This window comes from Streptomyces sp. NPDC085524 (assembly GCF_044541755.1).
In the GTDB taxonomy this organism is placed as follows: Bacteria; Actinomycetota; Actinomycetes; order Streptomycetales; family Streptomycetaceae; genus Streptomyces.
This window is the reverse complement of record NZ_JBITTH010000031.1, coordinates 70,679-95,306: the sequence shown is the minus strand read 5'-3', so window position 1 is coordinate 95,306 and position 24,628 is coordinate 70,679. Positions and strand designations below refer to the sequence as shown.

The following is a 24,628-nucleotide window of genomic DNA, read 5'->3' as shown; positions in this document are numbered from 1 at the left end:
GGCCCATGACCCGCCGGCCCCACCGGGCGCAGCTCCCCGAGGAGCGACCCGAATCCACCGCTCCGCTGCCTCCGCCCGAGTTGACCGAGGCCGAGTGCAGGCGCTGCGGCACCTACATCGCGGGGCTCGACGGCCGCTACGCGTGCGGGGTGTGCGGCTGGGTCAACGACCACTCCGAGGGCCACCGGCGGCTGCCCCGCGCGGACGAGGACCCGGACCGCCCGCCGAAGGGCCGGCGCAGGCCGAAACAGCTGCCGTGGCCCCCGCTGGAAGCCCCGCCGCAGACCCTCCCGCAGACGCCGCCGCAGACCCCCGCCGAGCCGACCGCGGGGCCGCCGTACCCTTGCTGAGTGCGATAGGTGCACACAGCAGGTTCAACGAGGAGGCGCTGCGGTGGCTGAGCTTGGGTTTGTCCATCTGGGCTTCGGGCCGGAGTCCGTCGAGTACACCGAGGCCTGGGAAGAACAGCGCCGGGTCCACGCGGCGCGCTTCGCGGACGAGATCGGCGACACCTGCCTGCTGCTGGAGCACGAGCCGGTCTACACGGCCGGCCGGCGCACCGACCCCAGCGAGCGCCCGCTCGACGGCACCCCCGTCATCGACGTCGACCGCGGCGGCAAGATCACCTGGCACGGTCCGGGCCAGCTGGTGGGCTACCCGATCATGAAGCTGCCCCGTCCGGTGGACGTGGTCGCACACGTACGCCGCCTCGAAGAGGCCCTGATCCGCACCGCCGCCGAATTCGGCCTGGAGACCACCCGCATCGAGGGCCGCTCCGGGGTCTGGGTGCTGGGCGACCCGATCGAGGACCGCCCGAAGCTCGGCGGCCTCACCCTCGACCTCGCCGCACCCGCCGTCGACCCGCGCACCGGCGACGACGAGTTCGACGCCCGGCTCCACGGGCCCGAGTACGCCCCGTCCAACGCCGGCCAGCGCCGCGAGGACCGCAAGCTCGCCGCCATCGGCATCCGCGTCGCCAAGGGCGTCACGATGCACGGGTTCTCCCTCAACGTGAACCCGGACGCCACCTGGTTCGACCGGATCATCCCCTGCGGGATCCGCGACGCCGGTGTGACCTCGCTCTCGTACGAACTGGGCCGTGAGGTCACCATCGCCGACGTGCTTCCGGTCGTCGAGCGTCACCTGAAGGACGTACTGGAGCACGCGGAACTGAAGCCCCGCGAGATAGAGCCGGCCGTCGGCGGCTAGCCGGGGGGAATGCGCCCGGTCCCCCGCAGGTTGGCCGGACGTAAGAGCGTACGAATTACGGGCGTACCCTGGTGGGCGCCGAAGAATCGAAGTCACAGGGAGCCGGTCGTGTCCGCAGTCGCACCCGACGGACGCAAGATGCTGCGCCTGGAGGTCCGTAACAGCCAGACCCCCATCGAGCGCAAGCCCGAGTGGATCAAGACCCGGGCGAAGATGGGCCCCGAGTACACCAAGATGCAGGCCCTGGTGAAGGGCGAGGGACTGCACACGGTGTGCCAGGAGGCCGGCTGTCCGAACATCTACGAATGCTGGGAGGACCGCGAGGCCACCTTCCTCATCGGCGGCGACCAGTGCACCCGGCGCTGTGACTTCTGCCAGATCGACACGGGCAAGCCCGAGGCCCTGGACCGGGACGAGCCGCGTCGTGTCGGCGAGTCCGTGGTCACCATGGACCTGAACTACGCCACCATCACGGGCGTCGCGCGCGACGACCTGGCCGACGGCGGCGCCTGGCTGTACGCGGAGACCGTGCGCCAGATCCACCAGCAGACGGCGGGCCGCGAGGCCGGCCACACCAAGGTCGAGCTGCTGGCCCCCGACTTCAACGCGGTCCCGGAGCTGCTGGAGGAGGTCTTCGCCTCCCGCCCCGAGGTCTTCGCTCACAACGTCGAGACCGTGCCGCGCATCTTCAAGCGGATCCGTCCCGGCTTCCGCTACGAGCGCTCGCTCGACGTGATCCGCCAGGCCCGCGCCTACGGCCTCGTCACCAAGTCCAACCTGATCCTGGGCATGGGCGAGGAGCGCGAGGAGGTCTCGGAGGCGCTGAAGGAGCTGCACGAGGCCGGCTGCGAGCTCATCACCATCACCCAGTACCTGCGCCCCTCGCCGCGGCACCACCCCGTCGAGCGGTGGGTGAAGCCGGACGAGTTCGTCGAGCTGGCGAAGGAGGCCGAGGAGATCGGCTTCTCCGGTGTGATGTCCGGCCCGCTGGTGCGTTCTTCGTACCGCGCCGGCCGCCTCTACACCCAGGCGATGGAGAAGCGCAGCCGAGCCGGAGCGTAGGTTGCGGGTCCGCCCGAGGCTCCTGCCGATGTGCGGCTCCGCCGCGTGGGGGCGGGCACGCGGCCGGAGCGGTGGCGAGGCGGAGTTCGACCGCAGGAACAGAGAAGCGCGCCGCAAGCGTGTGAACTGGCGCACAAACCCTTACTAACGGGTAACACCGCATCGACGCGGCCCCTAGGCTCTTTTCTCGAGGGAGAGTCCGGCGGGCCGCGTCAATCTTTCGTCACGATTGACCAGCCGGTCATGCGCTGGTAACACCAGTCAGTGACGCTGGATCCACGCACCGCACACACCGGCACCGTGAAAGGGATCGACATCATGCAGGCCGCGCCCGTACGCGCCATCGCCATTCCGACCCTGTCCGACGCCTTCCGGGGCCTGGAGTCCCTGCTCATGAGCGGCGCCCGCCGCAATGCCTGGACGGCCGTCCTCGAAGACCGGCGCAGGGCCAAGGACCGCGTCGAAACCGAACACGTACTTGAGGCCGCGGCGACCCGCACCCCGCAGGCCACGTAAACTCGCTGTATGGCGAGGAAGTCAAACGCAGAGACTGCTGCGAACCCCGGGCGACTGAAGCAGATCGCCCTGACGTACAAGATGACGCGCAAGGCCGACCCGAAGGTCGGTCTGATTGTCGCGGGCGTGGGAATCGTCACCTTCGGTGTCTTCCTCGCGATCGGCTTCCTGATCGACGCTCCGGTCTACCTGGGCATCCTGGGCTTCCTGGTGGCGTTCCTCGCGATGGCGATCGTCTTCGGACGGCGGGCCGAGGCGGCTGCCTTCGGCCAGATGGAAGGCCAGCCGGGAGCGGCCGCGGCCGTACTGGACAACGTGGGCCGGGGCTGGACGACCACCCCCGCGATCGCGATGAACAAGAGCCAGGACATCGTCCACCGGGCCGTCGGCAAGGCCGGCGTCGTGCTGATCGGCGAGGGCAACCCGAACCGGGTGAAGCTCCTTCTCGCGAACGAGAAGAAGAAGATGGCCCGCATCATGCCCGACGTGCCGGTGCACGACTTCATCGTGGGCACGGGCGAGGGCGAGGTGCCCCTGAAGAAGGTCCGCACCACCCTGCTCAAGCTCCCGCGCGTCCTGGCCGGCCCCCAGATCACCGAGGTCAACGACAAGCTGCGCGCGATGGGCGACCTGATGTCGAACATGCCGCTGCCGAAGGGGCCGATCCCCGGGCGTGGCATGAAGGGCCAGCGACCGCGCTGACCAGCTGACCTGATTTTCGTATACGACACAGGGGCGCCCCCCGAGCCGGCCGGCTCGGGGGGCGCCCCTGTGTTTCGCACTGTCCGTGTTTCTGCGCCGTTCCTAGATCCGCACCTGGACCGCGCGGGACAGGCGGTCGTGGAGGCCGCGGCCGTCGCGGTCCCAGATCAGTGCGGGGATGACCAGGGCCAGCAGCAGCGTGCGCAGGACCACCCGGCCGATACCGAGGCGGCCGCCGTTCTCCGAGACCACGCGCAGGCCCAGGAGCCGCTTGCCGGGGGTGAAGCCCACGGTGCCGACCGTCAGGATGCTCAGGGCGACGAAGAGCGCCAGGGTCCAGTTGCCCGCCGCCGTCAGGTCGCCGCCCGTGATCAGCCCGTATGCGATGACCTGGCAGCCGATCCAGTCGAGGGTCACGGCGCCCAGCCTCCGCCCGAACCGCGCCACCGAGCCGGGCCCCTCCTGCGGCAGTCCGAGCCGCTGGCCCGGATGGCCGAAGTCGACGCCCATCTCCTCGGCGGCCGCGCGGGGGCCGGAGAGCCAGGATCCGATTGCTTGCCTGTTGTCCACCCGACCACGGTACCGGTGGCGCTCCACGGGACTCCGAGCGGACCCTGGTTAACTTGAGCGAAACAAATGGGTCATGCTTGAGAAATCCCGCCTGCTTATGGTCGGGTCAGCGTGCGGCACCGCACTGACGCACCACGAGCTATAAACCCGTCCCTGCCCCGGGGTGGGAGTAGGAGGAGTTGGATGTTCCAGAACGCCGACGAAGTGAAGCAGTACATCGAGGAGAACGACGTCAAGTTCGTCGACGTCCGCTTCTGCGACCTGCCTGGTGTGATGCAGCACTTCACCATCCCGGCTCGGGCATTCGACCCGGCGGAGGAGCTCGCGTTCGACGGTTCGTCGATCCGCGGCTTCCAGGCCATCCACGAGTCCGACATGGCTCTGCGTGCCGACATCACCACCGCGCGTCTCGACCCGTTCCGCAAGGACAAGACGCTCAACGTCAACTTCTTCATCCACGACCCGATCACGGGCGAGGCCTACAGCCGCGACCCGCGCAACATCGCGAAGAAGGCCGAGGCGTACCTCGCCTCCACCGGCATCGCCGACACCGCGTTCTTCGGCCCCGAGGCCGAGTTCTACGTGTTCGACAGCGTGCGCTTCGCGACCTCCGCGAACGAGGGCTTCTACCACATCGACTCCGAGGCCGGCGCCTGGAACACCGGTTCCGAGGAGAACAACCGTGGTTACAAGGTCCGCTACAAGGGTGGTTACTTCCCCGTAGCCCCGGTCGACCACTTCGCGGACCTGCGCGCCGAGATCTCCCTCGAGCTGGACGCCCAGGGCCTCCAGGTCGAGCGCCAGCACCACGAGGTCGGCACCGGTGGCCAGGCCGAGATCAACTACAAGTTCAACACGCTGCTCGCCGCGGCCGACGACCTGATGCTCTTCAAGTACATCGTGAAGAACGTCGCCTGGCGCAACGGCAAGACCGCGACCTTCATGCCGAAGCCGATCTTCGGTGACAACGGCTCGGGCATGCACGTGCACCAGTCGCTGTGGGCGAACGGCGAGCCGCTGTTCTACGACGAGGCCGGTTACGCGGGCCTGTCGGACACCGCGCGCTACTACATCGGCGGCATCCTGAAGCACGCCCCGTCGCTGCTGGCCTTCACCAACCCGACGGTGAACTCGTACCACCGCCTGGTGCCGGGCTTCGAGGCTCCGGTCAACATGGTGTACTCGCAGCGCAACCGCTCCGCCGCCATGCGCATCCCGATCACGGGCTCGAACCCGAAGGCGAAGCGCGTCGAGTTCCGTGCGCCGGACCCGTCGTCCAACCCGTACCTCGCCTTCTCGGCGCTGCTGCTCGCGGGCCTCGACGGTGTCAAGAACAAGATCGAGCCGATGGAGCCGATCGACAAGGACCTCTACGAGCTCTCGCCCGACGAGCACGCGAGCGTCCCGCAGGTCCCGACCAGCCTCGAGGACGTCCTCAAGGCGCTGGAGGAGGACCACGAGTACCTCCTCGCCGGCGGTGTCTTCACCCCGGACCTGATCGAGACCTGGATCGACTACAAGCGCACGCACGAGATCGCCCCGATCGCGCAGCGTCCGCACCCGCACGAGTTCGAGCTCTACTTCGACCTCTAAAGTGCCTGGTGAAAGGCCCCCCGCGGCTCTCTTCGGAGAGCGGCGGGGGGCCTTTCCGCTTTGACAGCCCGGCCGGGCAGGGCGAGGGTGGAAATGACCTTAAAGGCCCGATGAGCGACATGTTCGGAGGTGCATGGAAATGCGCCGTAGGATCGTTGCGGCAGCCATGGCCGGGGCTGCGGGAATCGTCATAGGGGTGCTCCCGGTGGCCAGCGCCTCGGCGTCGGCCCTCACGGGCGGCGGCGGGGGCGACGGGGGCTACGACTGCTGGCGCTACCCCTCCCACCGTTCGGACGCCAGGTGGGACTGGTGCTGCAACCGCGACTGGCGTGACCGGCCCAGCTGGTGCTGGGACAACGCCGGAGTCGGCGGCGACCGCGGCTACTGGCGTGACAGCAACTGGTACTACGACTCCGGATGGCGCGACGGCAACTGGCGCAACGGCAACTGGGACGACGCGAACTGGAACAACTCCGGCCGCGGCGGCGACGGTGACTGGGGCAACTGGAACGACGGCGGCAACTGGAACCACGGTGGCGACGGCGGCAACTGGAACGACGGCGGCAACTGGAACCACGGTGGCGACGGCGGCAACTGGAACGGCGGCGGGGGCGGCGACGGGGGTGGCGGCGGGGGTGGCGGCGGAGGCGGCTGGGGTGGCGGCGGCCGCTGAGCGGCCCTGACCTCGAACCCGCATACGAACCCGGCGCGATGCCCCTGCTCAGTCTCCGTGGAGCAGGGGCATCGCGCCGGTCAGGTCGTGCAGGCAGCGGACGGCGAGTTCGGCGGGGGAGCCGGGGCCCGAGACCGGGGCGTCCGTGGCCGACCACAGCTCCAGGGCGATGCGGATCGCGTCCGTGGCCGCCGCGGCGAGCAGGCGTACGCCCATCTCATCGGCCCCGTCGCCGGCCAGCCGGGCGATCACCGGGGCCAGCCGCTCCTCGGAGTCCTGGTTCACCCGGTACCAGACCGCCCGCAGAGCCGGGTCGCCGGAGGCCGCGCGCAGCAGGCCGCGGGTCACCTCCAGCCCCTCCTCTATCGCCTGGAGGTCGCTCAGCGCCCGGGTGACCGCGCGCTCGAGGGCCTCCGCGAGGGGCGTGCCCGGGTCCTCCTCCGCGAGGAGTGCGCGCCAGGCGTCGCCGCCGCCCGCGAGCAGGGGGGCCACGGCCTCCTGCTTGTTGCGGAAGTAGCGGTAGAAGGTGCGCAGCGCCACGCCCGCATGATGGGCGATGTCCTCGGCGGTGGTGGCGTCGGGGCCGCGCTCGGCGAAGAGTTCGCAGGCGGCGCGGGCGATGTCGAGCTGGGTGGCGGCCTTGCGGCGCTCGGTCAGCGACTGGGCTCCGGGGCCGGCCTGGGGAGCGTACGGACGAGGGGATCTCACGGGTGAAGACTACCTCCCGCGCGTCGCGGCGATTGCATGCTTTGACAGCCTGGCAAAGCGTGTCATCCCGCCGTACGCTCACTCCATGAACCGTTACGAAGGACGTCGCGTCCTCATCACCGGCGGTGGCTCCGGCATCGGCCGGGCCACCGTCCACCGCATCCTCTCCGAGGGCGGACGTGTCCACACCGTGGACGTCAACGAGGCCGGCCTCAAGGCCACCGCCGAGCAGGCGGCCGCGGACGGCCACGCCGACCGGCTGACCACCGCCGTCCTCGACATATCCGACGAGGCCTCGGTCAAGGCGGGTGTCGCCGCAGCCGTCGACGCCCTCGGCGGCATCGACGTACTGGTCAACGCGGCGGGCATCCTGCGCTCCGCGCACACCCACCAGACGACGCTCGACTTCTGGAACAAGGTCATCGCGGTCAACCTGACCGGCACGTTCCTGATGATCCGCGAGTCGCTCCCGGCGCTCCTCGCGGGCGAGCAGCCGGTCGTGGTGAACTTCAGCTCCACCTCGGCGTCCTTCGCGCACCCCTACATGTCCGCCTACGCGGCCAGCAAGGGCGGCATCCAGTCCATGACCCACGCGCTGGCCGCCGAGTACAGCAAGCAGGGCCTGCGGTTCGTGTCCGTCGCCCCCGGCTCCATCGAGAGCGGCATGACCACCGGCAACGGCCCCGGCCTGCCCGAGGACACCGACTGGTCGCTCTTCGCGAAGCTCGCCCCGGCCCTCGGCCAGGGCTTCGCCGGCCCGCAGACGGTGGCCGGCGTCGTCGCCATGCTGGGCTCCGAGGACGGCGCGTTCATCACCGGTACGGAGATCCGCATCGACGGCGGCACGCACTACTGACGGTCCGTCCGGCCGCCACGGCCACCAAAGCCGCGGCCGTCACGGCCGCTACGACCTGAAACGGTCCCAGAGCCGGGGGAAGCGCTCCGCGAGCACGGCTTCGTTCTCGAAGTCCAGCGGGGCGCCCTCCGGCTCTGCCGCCTGCATCGGGACGCCCAGATCCGGCGCGACGGCCCCGGTCAGCTGCTCGTACGCCTCGTCGGCCGCGTACCCGAGCTCCTCGCCGTCCCCGTCGATCTCCTCGTCGAAGTCGCCCAGGAGCTCCGCCAGCTGGTCCGGATCGTGCACGCCGCCCTCGAAGACCTCCCGCCCCTGGCCGATCAGCCAGCAGCGGAAGTAGTCGAACGCGTCGTCGCTCGCCCCGTCGAGCAGCACCCAGGCCGCACCCCACAGGTCCCAGGTGTAGGCCCGGTTGTACCGGGCCTCGAAGTGCCGGGCGAAGTCCAGGACGGAGTCCGGATCGAGCTGCGCGAGCCGCTCCACGAGCAGCTCGGCGTGTTCCTCGGGGTCGCCCTCGGCGGCCTCGCGGGTACGGTCGACGATCTCCCAGAACTCCGTCTCGTCCATCACGGTCCCAGCATCACGGGTCGGCCCCCGCACCGCCACCGCGCATACGGCCAAAGGCCGGTTGTCCCACCTTCTCGGCCGAACGCCCGGACCCGGGCCCCGTGAACGCCGCGAGGCGGCCCGCCCCGGAATGGGGCGGACCGCCTCACGGTCGGGTGCGTGCGGCTCAGAGGCCGTAGCGCTCCCGGGCCTCCTTGACGGCGGACGCCGGGACCTCGCCGCGGCGGGCGAGCTGGGCCAGCGCGGCCACCACGATCGACTGGGCGTCGACACCGAAGTGGCGGCGGGCGCCCTCACGGGTGTCGGAGAGGCCGAAGCCGTCCGTGCCCAGCGAGGTGTAGTCCTGCTCGACCCACTGGCTGATCTGGTCCGGGACCTGACGCATCCAGTCGGACACCGCGAGGACCGGGCCCTGGGCGCCTTCCAGCGCGCGGGTGACGTACGGGGTGCGCACCTCGCCGCGCAGCAGCGCCTCGTCGCACTCCAGCGCCTCGCGGCGCAGCTCGCCCCACGAGGTGGCGGACCAGACGTCGGCGGAGACGTTCCACTCGGCGGCGAGCAGCTGCTGCGCCTCCAGCACCCAGTGGATCGCCGTACCCGAGGCCATCAGCTGGATCTTCGGGGCGTCGGCGGCCGGGGCCGCCTCGAGGTCCGCCGCCGTGTTGAAGCGGTAGAGGCCCTTGACGATGCCTTCCTCGACGCCCTCGGGCATCGCGGGCTGCACCTTCGGCTCGTTGTAGACGGTGAGGTAGTAGAAGACGTCCTCGGGCTGCTCGCCGTACATCCGGCGCAGACCGTCCTTGACGATCACCGCGATCTCGTACGCGAAGGCCGGGTCGTAGTTCAGCGACGCCGGGTTCGTGGACGCGATCAGGTGCGAGTGGCCGTCCGCGTGCTGCAGGCCCTCACCGGTCAGGGTGGTGCGGCCGGCGGTGGCGCCGACGATGAAGCCCTTGCCGAGCTGGTCGGCGAGCTGCCACATCTGGTCGGCGGTGCGCTGCCAGCCGAACATCGAGTAGAAGATGTAGAACGGGATCATCGGCTCGCCGTGCGTCGCGTACGACGTGCAGGCGGCGATGAAGTCGGCCATGGCGCCGGCCTCGGTGATCCCCTCGTTGAGGATCTGGCCGTCCTTGGCCTCCTTGTAGTACATGAGCTGGTCGCGGTCGACCGGCTCGTACGTCTGGCCCAGCGGCGAGTAGATGCCGGCCGACGGGAAGAGGGACTCCATACCGAAGGTACGGGCCTCGTCCGGGACGATCGGGACCCAGCGCTTGCCGGTCTCCTTGTCGCGCATCAGGTCCTTGACCAGGCGGACGAAGGCCATGGTGGTGGCCATCTCCTGCTTGCCGGAGCCCTTGAGGAGCGGGGCGAAGGAGCGGTCGGCCGGAGCCGGCAGGGCCACGTGGTGGACCTTGCGGGCCGGGGCCGGGCCGCCGAGGGCCGCGCGGCGCTCGTTCAGGTACTGCACCTCGGGGCTGTTCGCGCCCGGGTGGCCGTACGGGACCTTGCCGTCGACGAAGGCGCTGTCCGGGATCGGGAGGCCGAGGAGGTCACGCATGTCCTTGAACTCGTCGGTCGTCAGCTTCTTCATCTGGTGGTTCGCGTTCTTCGACTCGAACCCGGCACCCAGCGTGTAGCCCTTGACGGTCTGCGCGAGGATGACCGTCGGCGCGCCCTTGTGCTCCAGGGCGGCCTTGTACGCGGCGTACACCTTGCGGGGCTCGTGGCCGCCGCGGGAGGTGTGGAAGCACTCGGCGATCTTCGCGTCGGAGAGCAGGCCGCCGAGGGCGGTGAGCTCGGCGTTGGCGCCGAAGAAGTGCTGGCGGATGTAGGCCACGTCGCGGGTCGCGTACGTCTGGAACTGCGCGTCCGGTACCTCGCGCAGGCGGCGTACCAGGGCGCCCGTGGTGTCGAGCTGGAACAGCTCGTCCCAGGCGGAGCCCCACAGGGTCTTGATGACGTTCCAGCCGGCGCCGCGGAACTGGGCCTCCAGCTCCTGCACCACGCGGAAGTTGGCGCGGACCGGACCGTCGAGGCGCTGCAGGTTGCAGTTGATGACGAAGGTCAGGTTGTCGAGCTGCTCGCGGGAGGCGAGGGCCAGGGCGGCGGTCGACTCGGGCTCGTCCATCTCGCCGTCGCCGAGGAAGGCCCAGACGTGCGAGTTCGCGGTGTCCTTGATGTTCCGGTTCTGCAGGTAGCGGTTGAAGCGCGCCTGGTAGATCGCGGAGAGCGGGCCGAGGCCCATGGAGACCGTGGGGAACTCCCACAGCCACGGCAGGCGCCGCGGGTGCGGGTAGGACGGCAGGCCGTTGCCGCCGGACTCCTGGCGGAAGTTGTCGAGCTGCTGCTCGGAGACGCGCCCGTCGAGGAAGGCGCGGGCGTAGATGCCGGGGGAGGCGTGGCCCTGGATGTAGAGCTGGTCGCCCGATCCGTCGGCCTCCTTCCCGCGGAAGAAGTGCTGGAAGCCGGTCTCGTACAGCCAGGCCGCCGAGGCGAAGGTGGCGATGTGGCCGCCGACGCCGTACTTGGAGCCGCGGGTCACCATGGCGGCCGCGTTCCAGCGGTTCCACGCGGTGATCTTGGCTTCCATCTCCTCGTCACCGGGGAACTCCGGCTCCGCGGCGGTGGGGATGGTGTTGACGTAGTCCGTCTCCAGCAGCTTGGGGAGCGCGAGGCCGGCGGCCTCGGCGTGCTGGAGGGTGCGACGCAGCAGGTATTCGGCCCGGCGCGTACCGGCGGCCTTGGCGACGGCGTCGAGGGAGGCCGCCCATTCGGCGGTCTCTTCGCTGTCGCGGTCCGGGAGCTGGTCGAGCTCGCTCGGAAGCTTTCCTACGGGGTCGGACATCGCTGTGCGCCGCCTTCCGGGTAATGGAGAGGTGGTGAAAAAATCCCTGACGGGCAGGACAGGGTCGGCGGACCTGGTTGAGGTCCGCGACGACTGTAAATCCCTGATCGATGATCGATCAAATAAAAGTGACGAAGAAACGTCCGTAGGACAAAAGTCGGCACCGGGTGCCAGGAGATCGGGCACCCGGTGCCGGGCAAATCGGGGCAATCGGGCCGGTCAGGCGCGCGGAGCGCACCCCAGGACATGCCGCTTCACGAGCACGCCGATGTCCGGATCCCGATTGCGGAACGCCTCCACGAGGGCCTCGTGCTCCTCCGCGTAGGACTTCTGGACGGTTCCCAGCCAGCGGATGGACAGGGCCGTGAACACCTCGATGCCCAGGCTCTCCCAGGTGTGCAGCAGCACGCTGTTCCCGGCGGCCCGCACCAGCTCCCGGTGGAAGCCCACCGTGTGCCGCACCTGCGCGGTGCCGTCCTCGCTGCGGTCGGCCTCCCACAGGGCCGCCACGTGGGGCTCCAGGGCCGAGCAGTCGGCCGCCAGCCGGGGCGCCGCCAGCTCGGCGGCGATCTGCTCCAGGCCCGCCCGGACCGGGTAGATCTCCTCCAGGTCCGCCGCCGACAGGTTCCGTACGCGCACGCCCTTGTTCGGCGCCGACTCGATCAGCCGCAGCGTCTCCAGCTCGCGCAGGGCCTCGCGCACCGGGGTCTGGCTGACCTCCAGCTCCACGGCGATGCGGCGCTCCACGATCCGCTCGCCGGGCTTCCAGCGCCCGCTGACGATCCCCTCCACGATGTGCTCGCGGATCTGCTCGCGCAGCGAGTGCACGACGGGTGGGGTGATCATCGGGGCTTCAACTCCTGAGGGGTGTGCAGGAACATGCGGGGCCTGATGCGTAGACAATACGGCGGCGCGCGCGAACACGAAGCGTTCCAGGTGGCAGGCGGCGGGTGAGGCTGGTTACAGGCGGCCCGGGCCCGGCCATGATCCGCCGGACACCCCCTGAGCGCCCAGGGTACGACGACGGCGCCCCCGCCCGGGAGTTCCCGGGCGGGGGCGCCGTACGCGACAGCTGCTGGAGCGGTGAGCCCTTACAGGCCGAGCTCGACCTCGAACTCGCCGGCCTCCAGGATGGCCTTGACGGCCGAGAGGTACCGGGCCGCGTCCGCGCCGTCCACCAGGCGGTGGTCGTAGGACAGGGTCAGGTACGTCATGTCGCGGACGCCGATGACGGTGCCCTCTTCGGTCTCGATGACCACCGGGCGCTTGACCGTGGCACCGATGCCCAGGATCGCGACCTGGTTCGGCGGGACGATCACCGTGTCGAACAGCGCACCGCGCGAGCCGGTGTTGCTGATGGTGAAGGTCGCGCCGGACAGCTCGTCCGGGGTGATCTTGTTGCCGCGGACCTTGGCGGCCAGGTCGGCGGTCGCCTTGGAGATGCCCGCCAGGTTGAGGTCACCGGCACCCTTGATGACCGGGGTCATCAGGCCCTTCTCGGAGTCCACGGCGATGCCGATGTTCTCCGAGGCGAAGTAGGTGATGGTGCCCTCGTCGTCGTTGATCCGGGCGTTGACGACCGCGTGGGCCTTCAGCGCCTGGGCGGCGGCCTTGACGAAGAACGGCATCGGGGACAGCTTGACGCCCTCGCGGGCGAGGAAGCCGGCCTTGGCCTTCTCGCGCAGCTTCATGATCTTGGTGATGTCCACCTCGACCACGGAGCTGAGCTGCGCCTGCGAGTGCAGGGCCTTCATCATGTTGTCGCCGATGACCTTGCGCATGCGGGTCATCTTGACGGTCTGACCGCGCAGCTCGGAGACCGCGGCGGCCGGAGCCTTCGCGGCAGTCACAGCGGCAGCCGGAGCCGGGGCGGCAGCGGCGGCCTTGGCGGCCTCGGCGGCGGCCAGGACGTCCTGCTTGCGGATACGGCCACCGACACCGGTGCCCGAGACCGTGGACAGGTTGACGCCGGACTCCGAGGCGAGCTTGCGCACCAGCGGGGTCACGTACGCGCCCTCGTCACCGGCGGAAACCGGGGCGGCGGGAGCGGCAGGGGCGACGGGAGCCGGAGCGGCGACCGGGGCCGGAGCGGCCACGGGGGCCGGAGCGACCGGAGCGGCCGGGGCCGGAGCGGCCGGGGCCGGAGCGGCGGCGGCCGGGGCGGCCTGGACCGGGGCCGGAGCGGCCACGGGGGCCGGGGCGGCGACCGGAGCCGGGGCGGCGGCGGCCGGGGCGGCAGCCGGAGCAGCGCCCGCGACGCCGATGACGGCCAGACGGGCGCCGACCTCGGCGGTCTCGTCCTCGCCGACCAGGATCTCCAGCAGGGTGCCGGCGACCGGCGCGGGGATCTCGGTGTCGACCTTGTCCGTGGAGACCTCGAGCAGCGGCTCGTCGGCCTCGACGGACTCGCCGACCTGCTTCAGCCAGCGGGTGACGGTGCCCTCGGTGACGGACTCGCCCAGCGCGGGCAGCACGACGTCGGTGCCCGACGCGGCATGGCCCCCGGCAGTTGCAGCGGCCGGGGCGGCCTCGGCGGCCGGGGCGGGGGCCGCGGGGGCCTCCACGACCGGAGCCGGAGCAGCCGGAGTGGCAGCGGCCGGCTCGGCGGCCGGAGCCGCAGCGGCGGCCGGGGCGCCGGAGCCGTCGTCGATGACGGCCAGCTCGGCGCCGACCTCGACGGTCTCGTCCTCGGCGACCTTGATGGACGCCAGGATGCCGGACACGGGGGACGGGATCTCGGTGTCGACCTTGTCGGTCGAGACCTCGAGCAGCGGCTCGTCGGCCTCGACGCGCTCGCCCTCGGCCTTCAGCCAGCGGGTGACAGTTCCCTCAGTGACGCTCTCGCCGAGCGCCGGAAGGGTTACGGAAACCGACATGGTTTCTGTTGCTCCTTACGAAAGTGCGGAAGTGGTCGTCGCGCCCGTGACGATTAGTCGTGTGCGTGCAGCGGCTTGCCGGCCAGCGCGAGGTGGGCCTCGCCCATGGCCTCGTTCTGGGTCGGGTGCGCGTGGATGAGCTGCGCGACCTCGGCCGGCAGGGCTTCCCAGTTGTAGATCAGCTGGGCCTCGCCGACCTGCTCGCCCATCCGGTCACCGACCATGTGGACGCCGACCACGGCACCGTCCTTGACCTGGACGAGCTTGATCTCGCCCGAGGTCTTCAGGATCTTGCTCTTGCCGTTGCCCGCAAGGTTGTACTTCAGCGCCACGACCTTGTCCGCGCCGTAGATCTCCTTGGCCTTGGCCTCGGTGATGCCGACGGAAGCGACCTCGGGGTGGCAGTAGGTGACGCGCGGGACACCGTCGTAGTCGATCGGGACGGCCTTCAGGCCGGCCAGACGCTCCGCGACCAGGATGCCCTCGGCGAAGCCGACGTGCGCGAGCTGGAGGGTCGGGACGAGGTCACCGACGGCCGAGATGGTCGGCACGTTGGTCTGCATGTACTCGTCGACCAGGACGTAGCCGCGGTCCATCGCGACGCCCTGCTCCTCGTAGCCCAGGCCCTGGGAGACCGGACCGCGGCCGACGGCGACCAGCAGCACCTCGGCCTCGAAGGTCTTGCCGTCGGCCAGCGTGACGCGCACGCCGTTCTCGGTGTACTCGGCCTTGTCGAAGAAGGTGCCGAGGTTGAACTTGATGCCGCGCTTGCGGAACGCGCGCTCCAGCAGCTTCGAGCTGTTCTCGTCCTCGACCGGCACGAGGTGCTTGAGGCCCTCGATGACGGTGACGTCGGAACCGAACGACTTCCACGCCGAGGCGAACTCGACGCCGATGACGCCGCCGCCCAGCACGATCGCCGACTCGGGGACGCGGTCCAGGACCAGCGCGTGGTCGGAGGAGATGATGCGGTTGCCGTCGATCTCCAGGCCCGGCAGCGACTTCGGCACGGAGCCGGTCGCCAGCAGGACGTGGCGGCCCTGGATGCGCTGGCCGTTCACGTCGACGGAAGTCGGGGAGGAGAGGCGGCCCTCACCCTCGATGTAGGTCACCTTGCGGGAGGCCACAAGACCCTGCAGGCCCTTGTACAGGCCCGCGATGATCTCGTCCTTGTACTTGTGGACACCCGCGATGTCGATGCCCTCGAAGGTGGTCTTCACGCCGAACTGGGCGCCTTCGCGCGCCTGGTCCGCGATCTCGCCCGCGTGCAGCAGAGCCTTCGTGGGGATGCAGCCGTTGTGCAGGCAGGTGCCGCCGAGCTTGTTCTTCTCGATCAGGGCAACGTCCAGACCCAGCTGGGATGCGCGCAGCGCCGCGGCGTAACCGCCACTGCCACCGCCGAGGATCACTAGGTCGAAAACGGTGCTGGCGTCGTTCGCCACGTCACGTCCTCCATGCATGTGCGCCGGGCACCGGTCCTCTGTGACCGGGCGGCGGCTGGTATACGGCCGCTTGTTTCTTCGGCCCTGTGGTGGGGGCCCTGTCCTGCCGAGAACCCATCTTCGCATTTGTCGGGGGAACGCGGGACGCCGGGCCCGGCATGTGGCAGGTCGTTCTGTCCGAAGTGAGGGTTACCGCTGCGTAGAAACCTACGGATTTCGTTGTGAGTGAACACACCCCGGGCCCTGACCGGTGTTCGATCAAGGCCCGGGGTGCTGTGCGTCACACGGACGCCTTCACATCAGGTGCGACGGGGGCCGCTTCAGCCCAGGTCGCCCGTGGCGGTGCGCTCCGCCAGCCGCACCAGGGTGCGGACGGCCGAGCCGGTGCCGCCCTTGGGGGTGTAGCCGTGCGGTGCGCCCTCGTGGAAGGCGGGACCGGCGATGTCGAGGTGGGCCCAGGTGATGCCCTCGCCGACGAACTCCTGGAGGAAGAGGCCGGCGATCAGGCCGCCGCCCATGCGGACACCCATGTTCGCGATGTCGGCGGTGGGGGAGTCCATGGTCTTGCGCAGCTCGGCGGGGAGCGGCATCGGCCACGAGGACTCGCCGACCTCCTCCGCGATCTCGTGGATCGAGGTGCGGAAGGCGTCGTCGTTCGCCATGATCCCGAAGGTGCGGTCGCCGAGGGCGAGCACCATGGCGCCGGTCAGGGTGGCGACGTCGACGATCGCGTCCGGGTTCTCCTCGGAGGCCTTGGTCAGCGCGTCGCCCAGGACCAGGCGGCCCTCGGCGTCCGTGTTGAGGACCTCGACCGTCTTGCCGCTGTACATGCGCAGCACGTCGCCCGGCTTGGTGGCCGAGCCCGACGGCATGTTCTCGGCGAGCGCGAGCCAGCCGGTGACGTTGACCCGCAGGCCCAGCTTCGCGGCCGCGACGACGGAGGCGAAGACGGCGGCGGCGCCGGCCATGTCGCACTTCATCGTCTCGTTGTGGCCGGCCGGCTTCAGGGAGATGCCGCCCGAGTCGTAGGTGATGCCCTTGCCGACGAAGGCCAGGCTCTTCTCCGCCTTGGGGTGCGTGTAGGAGAGCTTCACCAGGCGCGGCGGGTTCTCGGAGCCCTTGCCGACGCCCATGATGCCGCCGTAGCCGCCCTTGATCAGCGCCTTCTCGTCGAGCACCTGGACCTTGATGCCGTTCTCCTTCGCGGTCGCGGTCGCGACGGCGGCGAAGGCCTCCGGGGTGAGGTCGTTCGGCGGGGTGTTGACCAGGTCACGGGCCACGTTGACCTCGGTCGCGACGACCGTGGCGCGCTCGACGGCGGCCTTGTGCTCCTTGTCGCGCGGCTTGGCGCCCAGCAGGGCGACCTCGGCCAGCGGCAGCTTCGGGCCGCCGTTCTTGGCGGCCTTCTTCTCGCCGCCCTGGTAGGCGGTGAACGCGTACGCGCCCAGCAGCGCGCCCTCGGCCACCGCGGTGACCGCCGAGGCGTCGTCGAGAGGGAGCGCGAAGGCGGCCTTCTTGCTGCCGTGCAGCGCGCGGGCGGCGGCGCCGGCGGCGCGGCGCAGCACCTCCTCGTCGAACGACTCGTCCTTCTCGGGGACGGAGCCCAGCCCGACCGCCAGCACGACCGGGGCCTTGAGGCCCGCAGGCGCCGGCAGCTTGGTGGTCTCGCCTTCGGCACCGGTGGCGCCGAGCGCGCCCAGCACATCGGCGAGCTTTCCGTCGTACGCCTTGTCCACGGCCTCGGCTCCGGCGGCCACGACCGGGCCCTTCGGGCCCTTCGCCACGCCGACCACGAGGGCGTCGGCGCGCAGCGTCGTAGCGCCGGCAGTGCTGAGAGTCAGAGCAGTCACGGTGGTGAAGTCTCGCTTCCGTTTGTATGTGTGGGCCGAAGGGGTGGACGGCCATCCGCAGCGATCGTAAGCGGGCCCGACGGCCGCCAGAAATGAGCCTACGCGCAGGGACTCATCCGTACGCCACTCGAAGGTTTGGCAAGTTGTTCGATCATCGGGTCGTCAGGTTCACCCATCTGTGGACTCTGCTCCAGGTTTGCCCCGTAGGCCTGACGAGGTCCGAGAGACTCGGTCCACTCTCGCAAGGGGACGTGGGGTCCCTTTGCATGATTTCCACAGTGCCTCCCCGGCCCGGCCATCCGCCTCGGGCCGCTGTCGAGGGATGCCTGCGGGGGGAAAGGCCGAAATGGTCAATAAGAACCGGATGAACAGGGCCGCCGCCGTCATGGCCGCCGCGGCGCTGGTGTCCGTGGCAGTACCCGCCGCGACCGCCCAGGCGGTCACGGCCCCGCGCATCGACCTGAAGGTGCTCGTCGTCGACGACGGCGGCAGCTCGGTCGAGGCCATCACCGCGGAGCTCCGCGACACCGGGGTCCCGTACACCCGCGTCCAGCTGGGCGCCCCGGGCCGGCCTGTCATCGACGCGGCGTTCCTCAGCGACACCGTCGACGGCCGGCCGCGCGCGAAGTACCAGGGCGTGGTCCTGCCGAACGAGAACCCCTTCGGCGAGGGCTCGGCCGAGATGGCGGCGCTCGGCGCGTACGAGACGGCGTACGGGATCCGCCAGGTCGACGCCTACACCTGGGCCCACCCCGGCGTAGGCCTCGAGTACACCGACAACGGCGGCTACAGCGGCCAGCTCGACGGCACCCAGGCCGCGGTCACCGCCGCCGGCAAGGCGGGTCCCTTCGGCTACCTGGGCGGCCAGGTCACCTTCGAGGACAACTCGGCGCTCGTCCCCGAGAGCTACGGCTTCATGGGCAAGCCCCGCCCCGGCTACACCAGTTACCTCGACGCCCCGGTCGGCTCCGGCCGGGCCTCGCTCGTCGGCGAGTACGCCCACGACGGCCGCAGCGAACTGGTCGTCACGTTCGGCTACAACCAGTACCAGCAGCAGTTCCGGCTGCTGGCCCGCGGCATCGTCGACTGGCTCACCCAGGGCGTCCACCTCGGCCAGAGCCGCAACTACTTCGCGGTCCACGTCGACGACGTCTTCGCCCCGGACGCCCGCTGGAGCAAGGACCTCAACTGCACGCCCGGCGACTACGCCTGCGCGGGCGGCGAGGGCAAGGAGAGCACCATCCGGATGACCGCCGCGGACGCCGTCTACGCGGCGCAGTGGCAGACGTCCAAGAACTTCAAGCTCGACATGCTCTTCAACGCGGGAGCGGGCGAGGAGTGGAAGGCCGAGAACGGCGGCACCGACGCCCTCACGGCCCAGCTCGTCGCCGACCGGGCCAAGTACCGCTGGATGAACCACACGTACACGCACCCGTTCCTCGGCTGCGTCCAGGACACCACCACCTCGCCCTGGACCTGCGTCAAGGACGCCACCGGCGCCATCAAGTACATGAGCCGCGCCGAGATCTCCGCCCAGATCCGCGACAACAACAACTGGGCCGCGGCCAAGGGCATCACCACCGACCGGACCGAGATCGTCACCGGCGAGCACTCCGGCCTGAAGACCGCCCCGCAGCAGCCCCAGGACAACCCCAACCTGGCGGGCGCCTTCGCCGACAACGGCATCAAGTGGGCGGGCAGCGACAACTCCCGCGAACCCGCGCAGCGGGCGGTCGGCGCGGCCCTGACCGTGCCCCGCCACCCGATGAACGTGTACTACAACACGGGCACCAACGCGGAGATGGCCGACGAGTACAACTGGATCTACGGCAGCCGCGCCTCCGGCGGCAGCGGCATCTGCGAGGACAACCCGGCGACCTCCACGTGCCTGCCGGCGCCCCTCGACGTCAACACCGGCTACCTGGACTACATCGTCCCCCAGGAGGCCCGGACCGCCCTGCGCCACGTACTGGCCAACGACCCGCGCCCCCACTACGTCCACCAGTCCAACCTCGCCGAGGACCGCACCCTGTACCCGGTGCTGAACCAGGTCCTCGACACCTACCGCGCGCTCTACGCGCCCAGCGCGCCGATCGTCAACCAGAGCATGAAGGACACCGGCGTCGAGCTCAGCCGCCGCGCGGCCTGGGACAACGCGCTCGCCGAGGGCAAGGTCACGGCCTACCGCATCGGCACCGCCGTCACCGTCAAGGCGCCCGCCGGGGTCCTCGCCCCGGTCACCGCCCCCAACGGCACCAAGAAGCAACTGCTCCTCGGCACCGCGGACTTCGGCACCGCCTACGCGGGCAGCCGCTCCACCTGGGCCGGACCGGAGCTGCTCCAGAGCAGCATCACCCTCCGACTGCCCAGCTGACCACGGCCCGCACGACCGCAAGCCGTAACGAGTACCAAGAGCGCCGGCGCTCCGCGAACCCACGGGCGCCGGCCCCTTTTCCGTCCTGGGGGGACACACCGCATGAGCCATGGGCGTCATGTCACCATGCTCACCGAAGGCACCTACCCGCACGTCCACGGGGGCGTCAGCACCTGGTGCGACCAACTGGTACGAGGAATGCCCGAGGTCGACTTCAACGTCATAGCCCTGACCGGCTCCGGCCGGGAGCCGGTCACGTGGGAACTGCCGCGCAACGTCTACCGGCACACCGCGGTCCCGCTCTGGGGCCCTCCACCCGGGCGCGGCCGCCGTACGGCTCTGCGGGGCAAGGCGCACCGCCGCTTCACCGAGGTCTACGAAACCTTCCTGCTGTCGCTGCTCGACCCTTCCCACGGCGGATTCTCCGAGGCGCTGCGCGAACTGGCCCTCCTCGCCCGGGCCGGCAAACTCGCCCCCGCCCTGCGCTCCGAATCCGTCCTGCGCCTCCTGATGGACGTGTGGACCCGCCCGGCCCTGACCACGGCCGACGCCCGGCCCACCATCCACGACGCGCTCACCGCCACCGACCTGCTGGAGCACGCACTGCGGCCGCTCGCCGTGCGGATCCCGCCCGACAGCGTCGCGCACGCCGTCAGCAGCGGCCTCGCCACCCTCCCGGCACTCGCCGCCAAACACCTCGACAAGGTGCCCTTCCTCCTCACCGAGCACGGCATCTACCTGCGCGAGCGCTACCTCGGCTACCGCAGCGCCGAACAGCGCTGGCCCGTGAAGTCCCTCATGCTCGGCTTCTACCGCGAACTCAACACCGAGGGCTACCGGCAGGCCGACCTGATCACCCCCTGCAACCAGTACAACCGCCGCTGGGAGGAGCGCGGAGGCGCCGACGCGGACCGCATCCGCACCGTCTACAACGGCGTCGACCCGCACCTCTTCCCCGAGGCAGGAGCCGAACCGGACGTGCCCACCCTCAGCTGGTGCGGCCGCATCGACCCGATCAAGGACCTCGAAACCCTCGTCCGCGCCTACGCCTTCATGCGCGAGGAACTCCCCGCCCTGCGGCTGCGGCTCTTCGGCCCCGTCCCGGCCGGCTGCGAGGAGTACCGGCTCCGCCTGGAGAAGCTCGCCGCCGAACTCGGCGTCGCCGACGGGATCACCTTCGAGGGCCGCATCGACAAGGTCGCCGACGCCTACGCCGCCGGCTCCGTCGTCATGCTCTCCTCCATCAGCGAGGGCTTCCCCTTCAGCATCATCGAGGCCATGTCCTGCGGCCGCACCACCGTCTCCACCGACGTCGGCGGAGTCCGCGAGGCGGTCGGGGACACCGGCCTCGTCGTCCCGCCCCGCGAGCCCGAGACCATGGCCCGCGCCACCCTCGCCCTGCTCCGCGACGACGAACGCCGCTCGGAGCTCGGCCGGATGTCCCGCAAGCGGGTGGTGGACAAGTTCACCCTCCACCAGTCCGTGGACGGCTTCCGGCACATCTACCGGGAACTCGCCGGCCAGCCCGTCCTGCCCGTCGAACCGGGCGACACCTGGACCCAGCGCCTCGCGGACCCCTGGTACCGCGAACTCGCCGCCGACGGGAGCCTGTGGTGAGCGGATCCCTCTGGCTGAAGCCACCCGGCCCCGGCGGGGCCGGCCGCCCCGCCGGGCCCTCCGGCCGCCGCCTGATCGTCTCCGGCGCGGCCGCCGCGGACACGCTGCCCGCCGTCCCGCGACCCCGGGGCGAAGGCCCCGCCGCAGCCGACCCGATGGACGAACTCGCCGCCCGCCTCGACGGGATCGTCGCCGCCGCCGTGCACCCCGACGAGATCGCCGCCGTCCTCGAATCCGACGGCATGACCGACGAGCACATCCGGCTCACCTACGGCCGGCACGACTCCTTCGCCCTCGCCGAGGAGCTCTACGCCCGGGTGCCCCGCTCCTTCCCGGAGCCCGAGAGCACCCCCGACCCCTGGAAGGCCTCCCTCACCGCCTGCCTGCTCCGCGGGGTGATCTTCGCCCTGCCCGGGCTCGCCTACGTCCTCGGCGCGCCCCTCCTCGAAGGCCCGCAGGACCGCCTCGGGCTGCCCGCCGGGACGCTGACCCTGCTCGCCGGGGCGCTCATCGGCTGGGTGTGGGACCAGACCCTGTCCCACCGCGCCTACTCCTGGCTCGGCCTCGGTGACCGGGCCGCCGCCGGGCGGACCCTGCTCGTCGGCGCCCCCGCCGGGTCCCTGCTCGGCAGCGCCGCCGCACTCGCCGTGCCCGGCGGGCCGCCGTTCTCGTACGCGTTCGCCGCAGGACAGGCCCTCTACGTCGGGGCCGCCACCGTCCTGCTCGTCCTCGGCCGGGAGCGGGTCCTGCTCGCCGCGCTCGGCCCGATGGCGGCCGGGGCGGTGCTCGCCCTCCTCGTCGACCTGCCCGTGCCCGTCCGCGTGACCCTGCTCGTGGTGTCGCTGCTGGCCGCGTGCACCCTGGCCGTACGGGAACTCCCGCTCGCGGAAGGCGTACGGGCCGGCGCCCGCCGGGTCCGGGGCCGGTCGCGGCGCAGGCCCGGCGCGGGACCGGTGCGCTGGCAGATGCTCCGGGGCGCCGAGGAGGAGTCAGGCCCCCGCGGGCCCCGGCTCGGGGACTCCGTCCCCTACGGGGTCTTCGGCCTCGGCACCGGGCTGCTCGTGCTGTACGCCGCCCTGGGCGAGGTGCTCGCCGGCGGGCCCGCCGAGGCGGTGGCCGCGCCCTCCGCGGTGGCGCTCACCCTCAGCATGGGCCCCGCCGAATGGCTGCTGTACCGCTTCCGCAGCGGCAGCCTGGCCGGGCTGCGGGCCGCCCGCTCCGCCGACGCGTTCCGGCAGCGGATGCTGACCACCCTGGCCGGCTGCCTCGCCGCCTACCTGACGGTGCTGCTCGCCCTCGGGCTGGCCGGAACCCTGCTCTGGCCCGGTGCGCCCGCGCTCACCGGACTCCGCGCGGCCACCCTGCTGCTGCTCGGCGCCGTGATGTGGACGGGGCTGCTCCTGCAGTCCTTCGGTGCGGTCCGGCCCGCCGCCGTGGTCTGCGCCTCGGCCGCCGTCGCCCAGAGCCTCGCCCTGCTGGCCGGGGTGGGCCAGCCCCGGCTCGTACAGCTGGTGGTGGCCGGGACGGCGGCGGTCGTGCTGGCAGCGCTGGTCTGCCTGCTGCTGGGCCGGGCGACGGCGCACCGATGACCAGGGAGAAGGAGATGACCGAGGAGAAGGACCCCATGCTGCTGGTGCCCCTGTACGAGCACCCCGCCGACCGGCCCGAGGACTGGGAGCGGCTCGTCCGCTGCGCGGGCCTGCTGCACTCGGTGGTGCTCAACCCCGACAGCGGACCGGGCGAGGCCCCCGACGAGCGGTTCGCGCTCGTCGCCGGGCGGCTGCGCGAGGCGGGCGTGCCCGTACTCGGGTACGTCGACACCGACTACGGACGGCGCCCGCACGCCGCCGTGGTGCAGGAACTACTGCGCCACCGCGACTGGTACGCCACCGACGGGGCCTTCCTCGACCAGGTCTGTGCCGGCCCGGAACAGCTGGCGCACTACGGCCGGCTCTCCGTCGCGGCCCGGGCGGCGGGGGCCCGTACGCTCGTCCTGAACCACGGCGTCCACCCGCACCCCGGCTACGCCGAACTCGCCGACCTGCTGGTCACCTTCGAGGGCCCCTGGGACGCCTACCGGGACGCCACCGACGCCCCGGCGTGGACCGCCGACCACCCCGCCGGGCGGTTCTGCCACCTCGTCTACGCCGTCCCGCCGGGGGCACCCGCCGCCGAACTCGCGGCCCAGCGCGGGGCCGGGGTGCACTGCGCGGTCCCGGGCACGGGCCCGCACCCCTGGGGGACCCTCCCGTACGCACTGGAGACGACGGCATGAAAGCCCTGCGCACCGCCCTGCTGGCCTCCCTCCTGCTCCTGACGGCGGCCTGCACGGCGTCCCCGGACGAGGAGGACGCGGCCCCGGCCCCGGCCCCGTCGACGGCCCCGGGGGAGCGGTGGCAGCCCCGCCCGGGGACCGGCTGGCAGTGGCAGCTCTCCGGGAAGCTCGACACCTCGGTGAAGGCGCCGGTGTACGACGTGGACGGCTTCGACACGACGAAGGAGCAGGTCGCCACGCTGAAGCGGGCGGGCCGCAGGACGATCTGCTACCTCTCGACCGGGGCCTGGGAGGACTTCCGCCCGGACGCGGAGCAGTTCCCCAAGTCGATGCTGGGCCGGGGGAACGGCTGGGAGGGCGAGCGCTGGCTGGACATCCGCCGGGCCGCGGAGCTGGAACCGCTGATCGCGAAGCGGTTCGACATGTGCCGGGAGAAGGGCTTCGACGCGGTCGAGCCGGACAACATGGACGGCTACCGCAACACGACGGGCTTCCCGCTCACGGCGGACGACCAGCTCCGGTACAACCGGCTGATCGCGAAGCTGGCGCACGACCGGGGGATGGCGGTGGGCCTGAAGAACGACCTGGACCAGATCCCGCAGCTGGTGGGGGAGTTCGACTTCGCGGTGAACGAGCAGTGCGCGGAGTACTCGGAGTGCGAGCGGCTGACCCCCTTCGTGGAAGCGGGGAAGGCGGTGTTCCACGCGGAGTACGAACTCCCGCCGGCCCGCTTCTGCGAGCGCTCGCGCGAACTGAAGCTGAGCTCCATGCAGAAGCACCTGGACCTGGACGCGTGGCGCCGCACCTGTTGACCCCGGCGGGGCTGGATATTCCAGCCTCGTCGGCGTTCGAGGCGCGGGGTCCGGGGCGGAGCCCCGGGTCTTTGAGCC

At 71.1% G+C, this 24,628-nt stretch carries 21 protein-coding genes; 13 read left to right on the top strand and 8 right to left on the bottom strand.

What is annotated here, in order from left to right; genetic code table 11:
- The first annotated feature begins 5 nt into the window (after nucleotides 1-5).
- The 5 genes from ACIGFK_RS35295 to ACIGFK_RS35275 all read left to right on the top strand — a co-directional run bounded on the left by ACIGFK_RS35295 (nucleotide 6) and on the right by ACIGFK_RS35275 (nucleotide 3,489).
- Nucleotides 6-350, top strand: coding sequence for a hypothetical protein (locus ACIGFK_RS35295; RefSeq protein ID WP_376661927.1), 345 nt, complete (start codon nucleotides 6-8; stop codon nucleotides 348-350).
- Between the two features lie 43 nt (nucleotides 351-393).
- The gene (lipB, locus tag ACIGFK_RS35290; protein ID WP_376661926.1) at nucleotides 394-1,209 is read left to right on the top strand and encodes a lipoyl(octanoyl) transferase LipB; all 816 of its coding nucleotides are present in this window, start codon (nucleotides 394-396) and stop codon (nucleotides 1,207-1,209) included.
- Between the two features lie 108 nt (nucleotides 1,210-1,317).
- On the top strand, nucleotides 1,318-2,271 hold the full coding sequence (lipA, locus tag ACIGFK_RS35285; RefSeq protein ID WP_376661925.1) for a lipoyl synthase: 954 nt from the start codon (nucleotides 1,318-1,320) through the stop codon (nucleotides 2,269-2,271).
- A 318-nt stretch (nucleotides 2,272-2,589) separates the two neighbouring features.
- The gene (locus ACIGFK_RS35280; RefSeq protein WP_376661931.1) at nucleotides 2,590-2,787 is read left to right on the top strand and encodes a hypothetical protein; all 198 of its coding nucleotides are present in this window, start codon (nucleotides 2,590-2,592) and stop codon (nucleotides 2,785-2,787) included.
- A gap of 9 nt (nucleotides 2,788-2,796) precedes the next feature.
- Nucleotides 2,797-3,489, top strand: a complete 693-nt coding sequence (locus tag ACIGFK_RS35275; RefSeq protein ID WP_376661924.1) for a DUF4191 domain-containing protein — start codon at nucleotides 2,797-2,799, stop codon at nucleotides 3,487-3,489.
- A gap of 102 nt (nucleotides 3,490-3,591) precedes the next feature.
- On the opposite strand, the gene ACIGFK_RS35270 is transcribed toward ACIGFK_RS35275, so the two are convergent.
- Entirely contained in the window at nucleotides 3,592-4,059 is a 468-nt protein-coding gene (locus ACIGFK_RS35270; protein WP_400055104.1) for an RDD family protein, read from the bottom strand.
- A 183-nt stretch (nucleotides 4,060-4,242) separates the two neighbouring features.
- Here ACIGFK_RS35270 and glnA point away from each other — a divergent pair, with 183 nt between their 5' ends.
- Together glnA and ACIGFK_RS35260 are read left to right on the top strand one after the other, a co-directional pair.
- Nucleotides 4,243-5,652: a type I glutamate--ammonia ligase gene (gene glnA / locus ACIGFK_RS35265; protein ID WP_376662427.1), complete on the top strand. Its 1,410-nt coding sequence runs from the start codon at nucleotides 4,243-4,245 to the stop codon at nucleotides 5,650-5,652.
- Between the two features lie 139 nt (nucleotides 5,653-5,791).
- Complete coding sequence (locus tag ACIGFK_RS35260) at nucleotides 5,792-6,325, top strand: hypothetical protein (RefSeq protein ID WP_400055103.1); 534 nt, start codon at nucleotides 5,792-5,794, stop codon at nucleotides 6,323-6,325.
- 48 nt (nucleotides 6,326-6,373) lie between these two features.
- On the opposite strand, the gene ACIGFK_RS35255 is transcribed toward ACIGFK_RS35260, so the two are convergent.
- On the bottom strand, nucleotides 6,374-7,033 hold the full coding sequence (locus ACIGFK_RS35255) for a TetR family transcriptional regulator (protein ID WP_386469787.1): 660 nt from the start codon (nucleotides 7,031-7,033) through the stop codon (nucleotides 6,374-6,376).
- Nucleotides 7,034-7,118: 85 nt separating this feature from the next.
- Here ACIGFK_RS35255 and ACIGFK_RS35250 point away from each other — a divergent pair, with 85 nt between their 5' ends.
- Nucleotides 7,119-7,889, top strand: a complete 771-nt coding sequence (locus ACIGFK_RS35250; RefSeq protein WP_386469790.1) for an SDR family NAD(P)-dependent oxidoreductase — start codon at nucleotides 7,119-7,121, stop codon at nucleotides 7,887-7,889.
- A 48-nt stretch (nucleotides 7,890-7,937) separates the two neighbouring features.
- Here ACIGFK_RS35250 and ACIGFK_RS35245 read toward each other — a convergent pair whose 3' ends face one another.
- The 6 genes from ACIGFK_RS35245 to ACIGFK_RS35220 form a co-directional block, all read right to left on the bottom strand.
- The gene (locus ACIGFK_RS35245; protein ID WP_376662132.1) at nucleotides 7,938-8,456 is read right to left on the bottom strand and encodes a DUF4240 domain-containing protein; all 519 of its coding nucleotides are present in this window, start codon (nucleotides 8,454-8,456) and stop codon (nucleotides 7,938-7,940) included.
- Between the two features lie 166 nt (nucleotides 8,457-8,622).
- Nucleotides 8,623-11,304, bottom strand: coding sequence for a pyruvate dehydrogenase (acetyl-transferring), homodimeric type (gene aceE, locus ACIGFK_RS35240; protein ID WP_376662131.1), 2,682 nt, complete (start codon nucleotides 11,302-11,304; stop codon nucleotides 8,623-8,625).
- A 219-nt stretch (nucleotides 11,305-11,523) separates the two neighbouring features.
- On the bottom strand, nucleotides 11,524-12,147 hold the full coding sequence (locus ACIGFK_RS35235) for a GntR family transcriptional regulator (protein WP_376662133.1): 624 nt from the start codon (nucleotides 12,145-12,147) through the stop codon (nucleotides 11,524-11,526).
- 248 nt (nucleotides 12,148-12,395) lie between these two features.
- Nucleotides 12,396-14,180 (bottom strand): 2-oxoglutarate dehydrogenase, E2 component, dihydrolipoamide succinyltransferase, encoded by a 1,785-nt coding sequence (sucB, locus tag ACIGFK_RS35230; RefSeq protein ID WP_400055100.1) that lies wholly within the window; start codon nucleotides 14,178-14,180, stop codon nucleotides 12,396-12,398.
- A 53-nt stretch (nucleotides 14,181-14,233) separates the two neighbouring features.
- Nucleotides 14,234-15,622, bottom strand: coding sequence for a dihydrolipoyl dehydrogenase (gene lpdA / locus ACIGFK_RS35225; protein WP_365168130.1), 1,389 nt, complete (start codon nucleotides 15,620-15,622; stop codon nucleotides 14,234-14,236).
- A gap of 320 nt (nucleotides 15,623-15,942) precedes the next feature.
- Nucleotides 15,943-17,472 (bottom strand): leucyl aminopeptidase, encoded by a 1,530-nt coding sequence (locus ACIGFK_RS35220; RefSeq protein WP_400055098.1) that lies wholly within the window; start codon nucleotides 17,470-17,472, stop codon nucleotides 15,943-15,945.
- A gap of 346 nt (nucleotides 17,473-17,818) precedes the next feature.
- Here ACIGFK_RS35220 and ACIGFK_RS35215 point away from each other — a divergent pair, with 346 nt between their 5' ends.
- From ACIGFK_RS35215 to ACIGFK_RS35195, 5 genes are all read left to right on the top strand, one after another.
- On the top strand, nucleotides 17,819-19,846 hold the full coding sequence (locus ACIGFK_RS35215) for a hypothetical protein (RefSeq protein WP_386469799.1): 2,028 nt from the start codon (nucleotides 17,819-17,821) through the stop codon (nucleotides 19,844-19,846).
- A gap of 102 nt (nucleotides 19,847-19,948) precedes the next feature.
- Nucleotides 19,949-21,463 (top strand): GT4 family glycosyltransferase PelF, encoded by a 1,515-nt coding sequence (gene pelF, locus ACIGFK_RS35210; RefSeq protein WP_376659964.1) that lies wholly within the window; start codon nucleotides 19,949-19,951, stop codon nucleotides 21,461-21,463.
- Entirely contained in the window at nucleotides 21,460-23,052 is a 1,593-nt protein-coding gene (locus ACIGFK_RS35205; RefSeq protein WP_400055096.1) for a hypothetical protein, read from the top strand. Before pelF ends, ACIGFK_RS35205 begins: the two co-directional genes overlap by 4 nt.
- Entirely contained in the window at nucleotides 23,049-23,738 is a 690-nt protein-coding gene (locus tag ACIGFK_RS35200; protein ID WP_376659966.1) for a spherulation-specific family 4 protein, read from the top strand. The genes ACIGFK_RS35205 and ACIGFK_RS35200 overlap by 4 nt, the downstream gene beginning before the upstream one ends.
- Nucleotides 23,735-24,550 carry an endo alpha-1,4 polygalactosaminidase gene (locus ACIGFK_RS35195; protein WP_386469809.1) on the top strand — a complete coding sequence of 272 codons (816 nt, stop codon included), beginning with the start codon at nucleotides 23,735-23,737 and terminating at the stop codon, nucleotides 24,548-24,550. The genes ACIGFK_RS35200 and ACIGFK_RS35195 overlap by 4 nt, the downstream gene beginning before the upstream one ends.
- The last annotated feature ends 78 nt before the right edge of the window (nucleotides 24,551-24,628 follow it).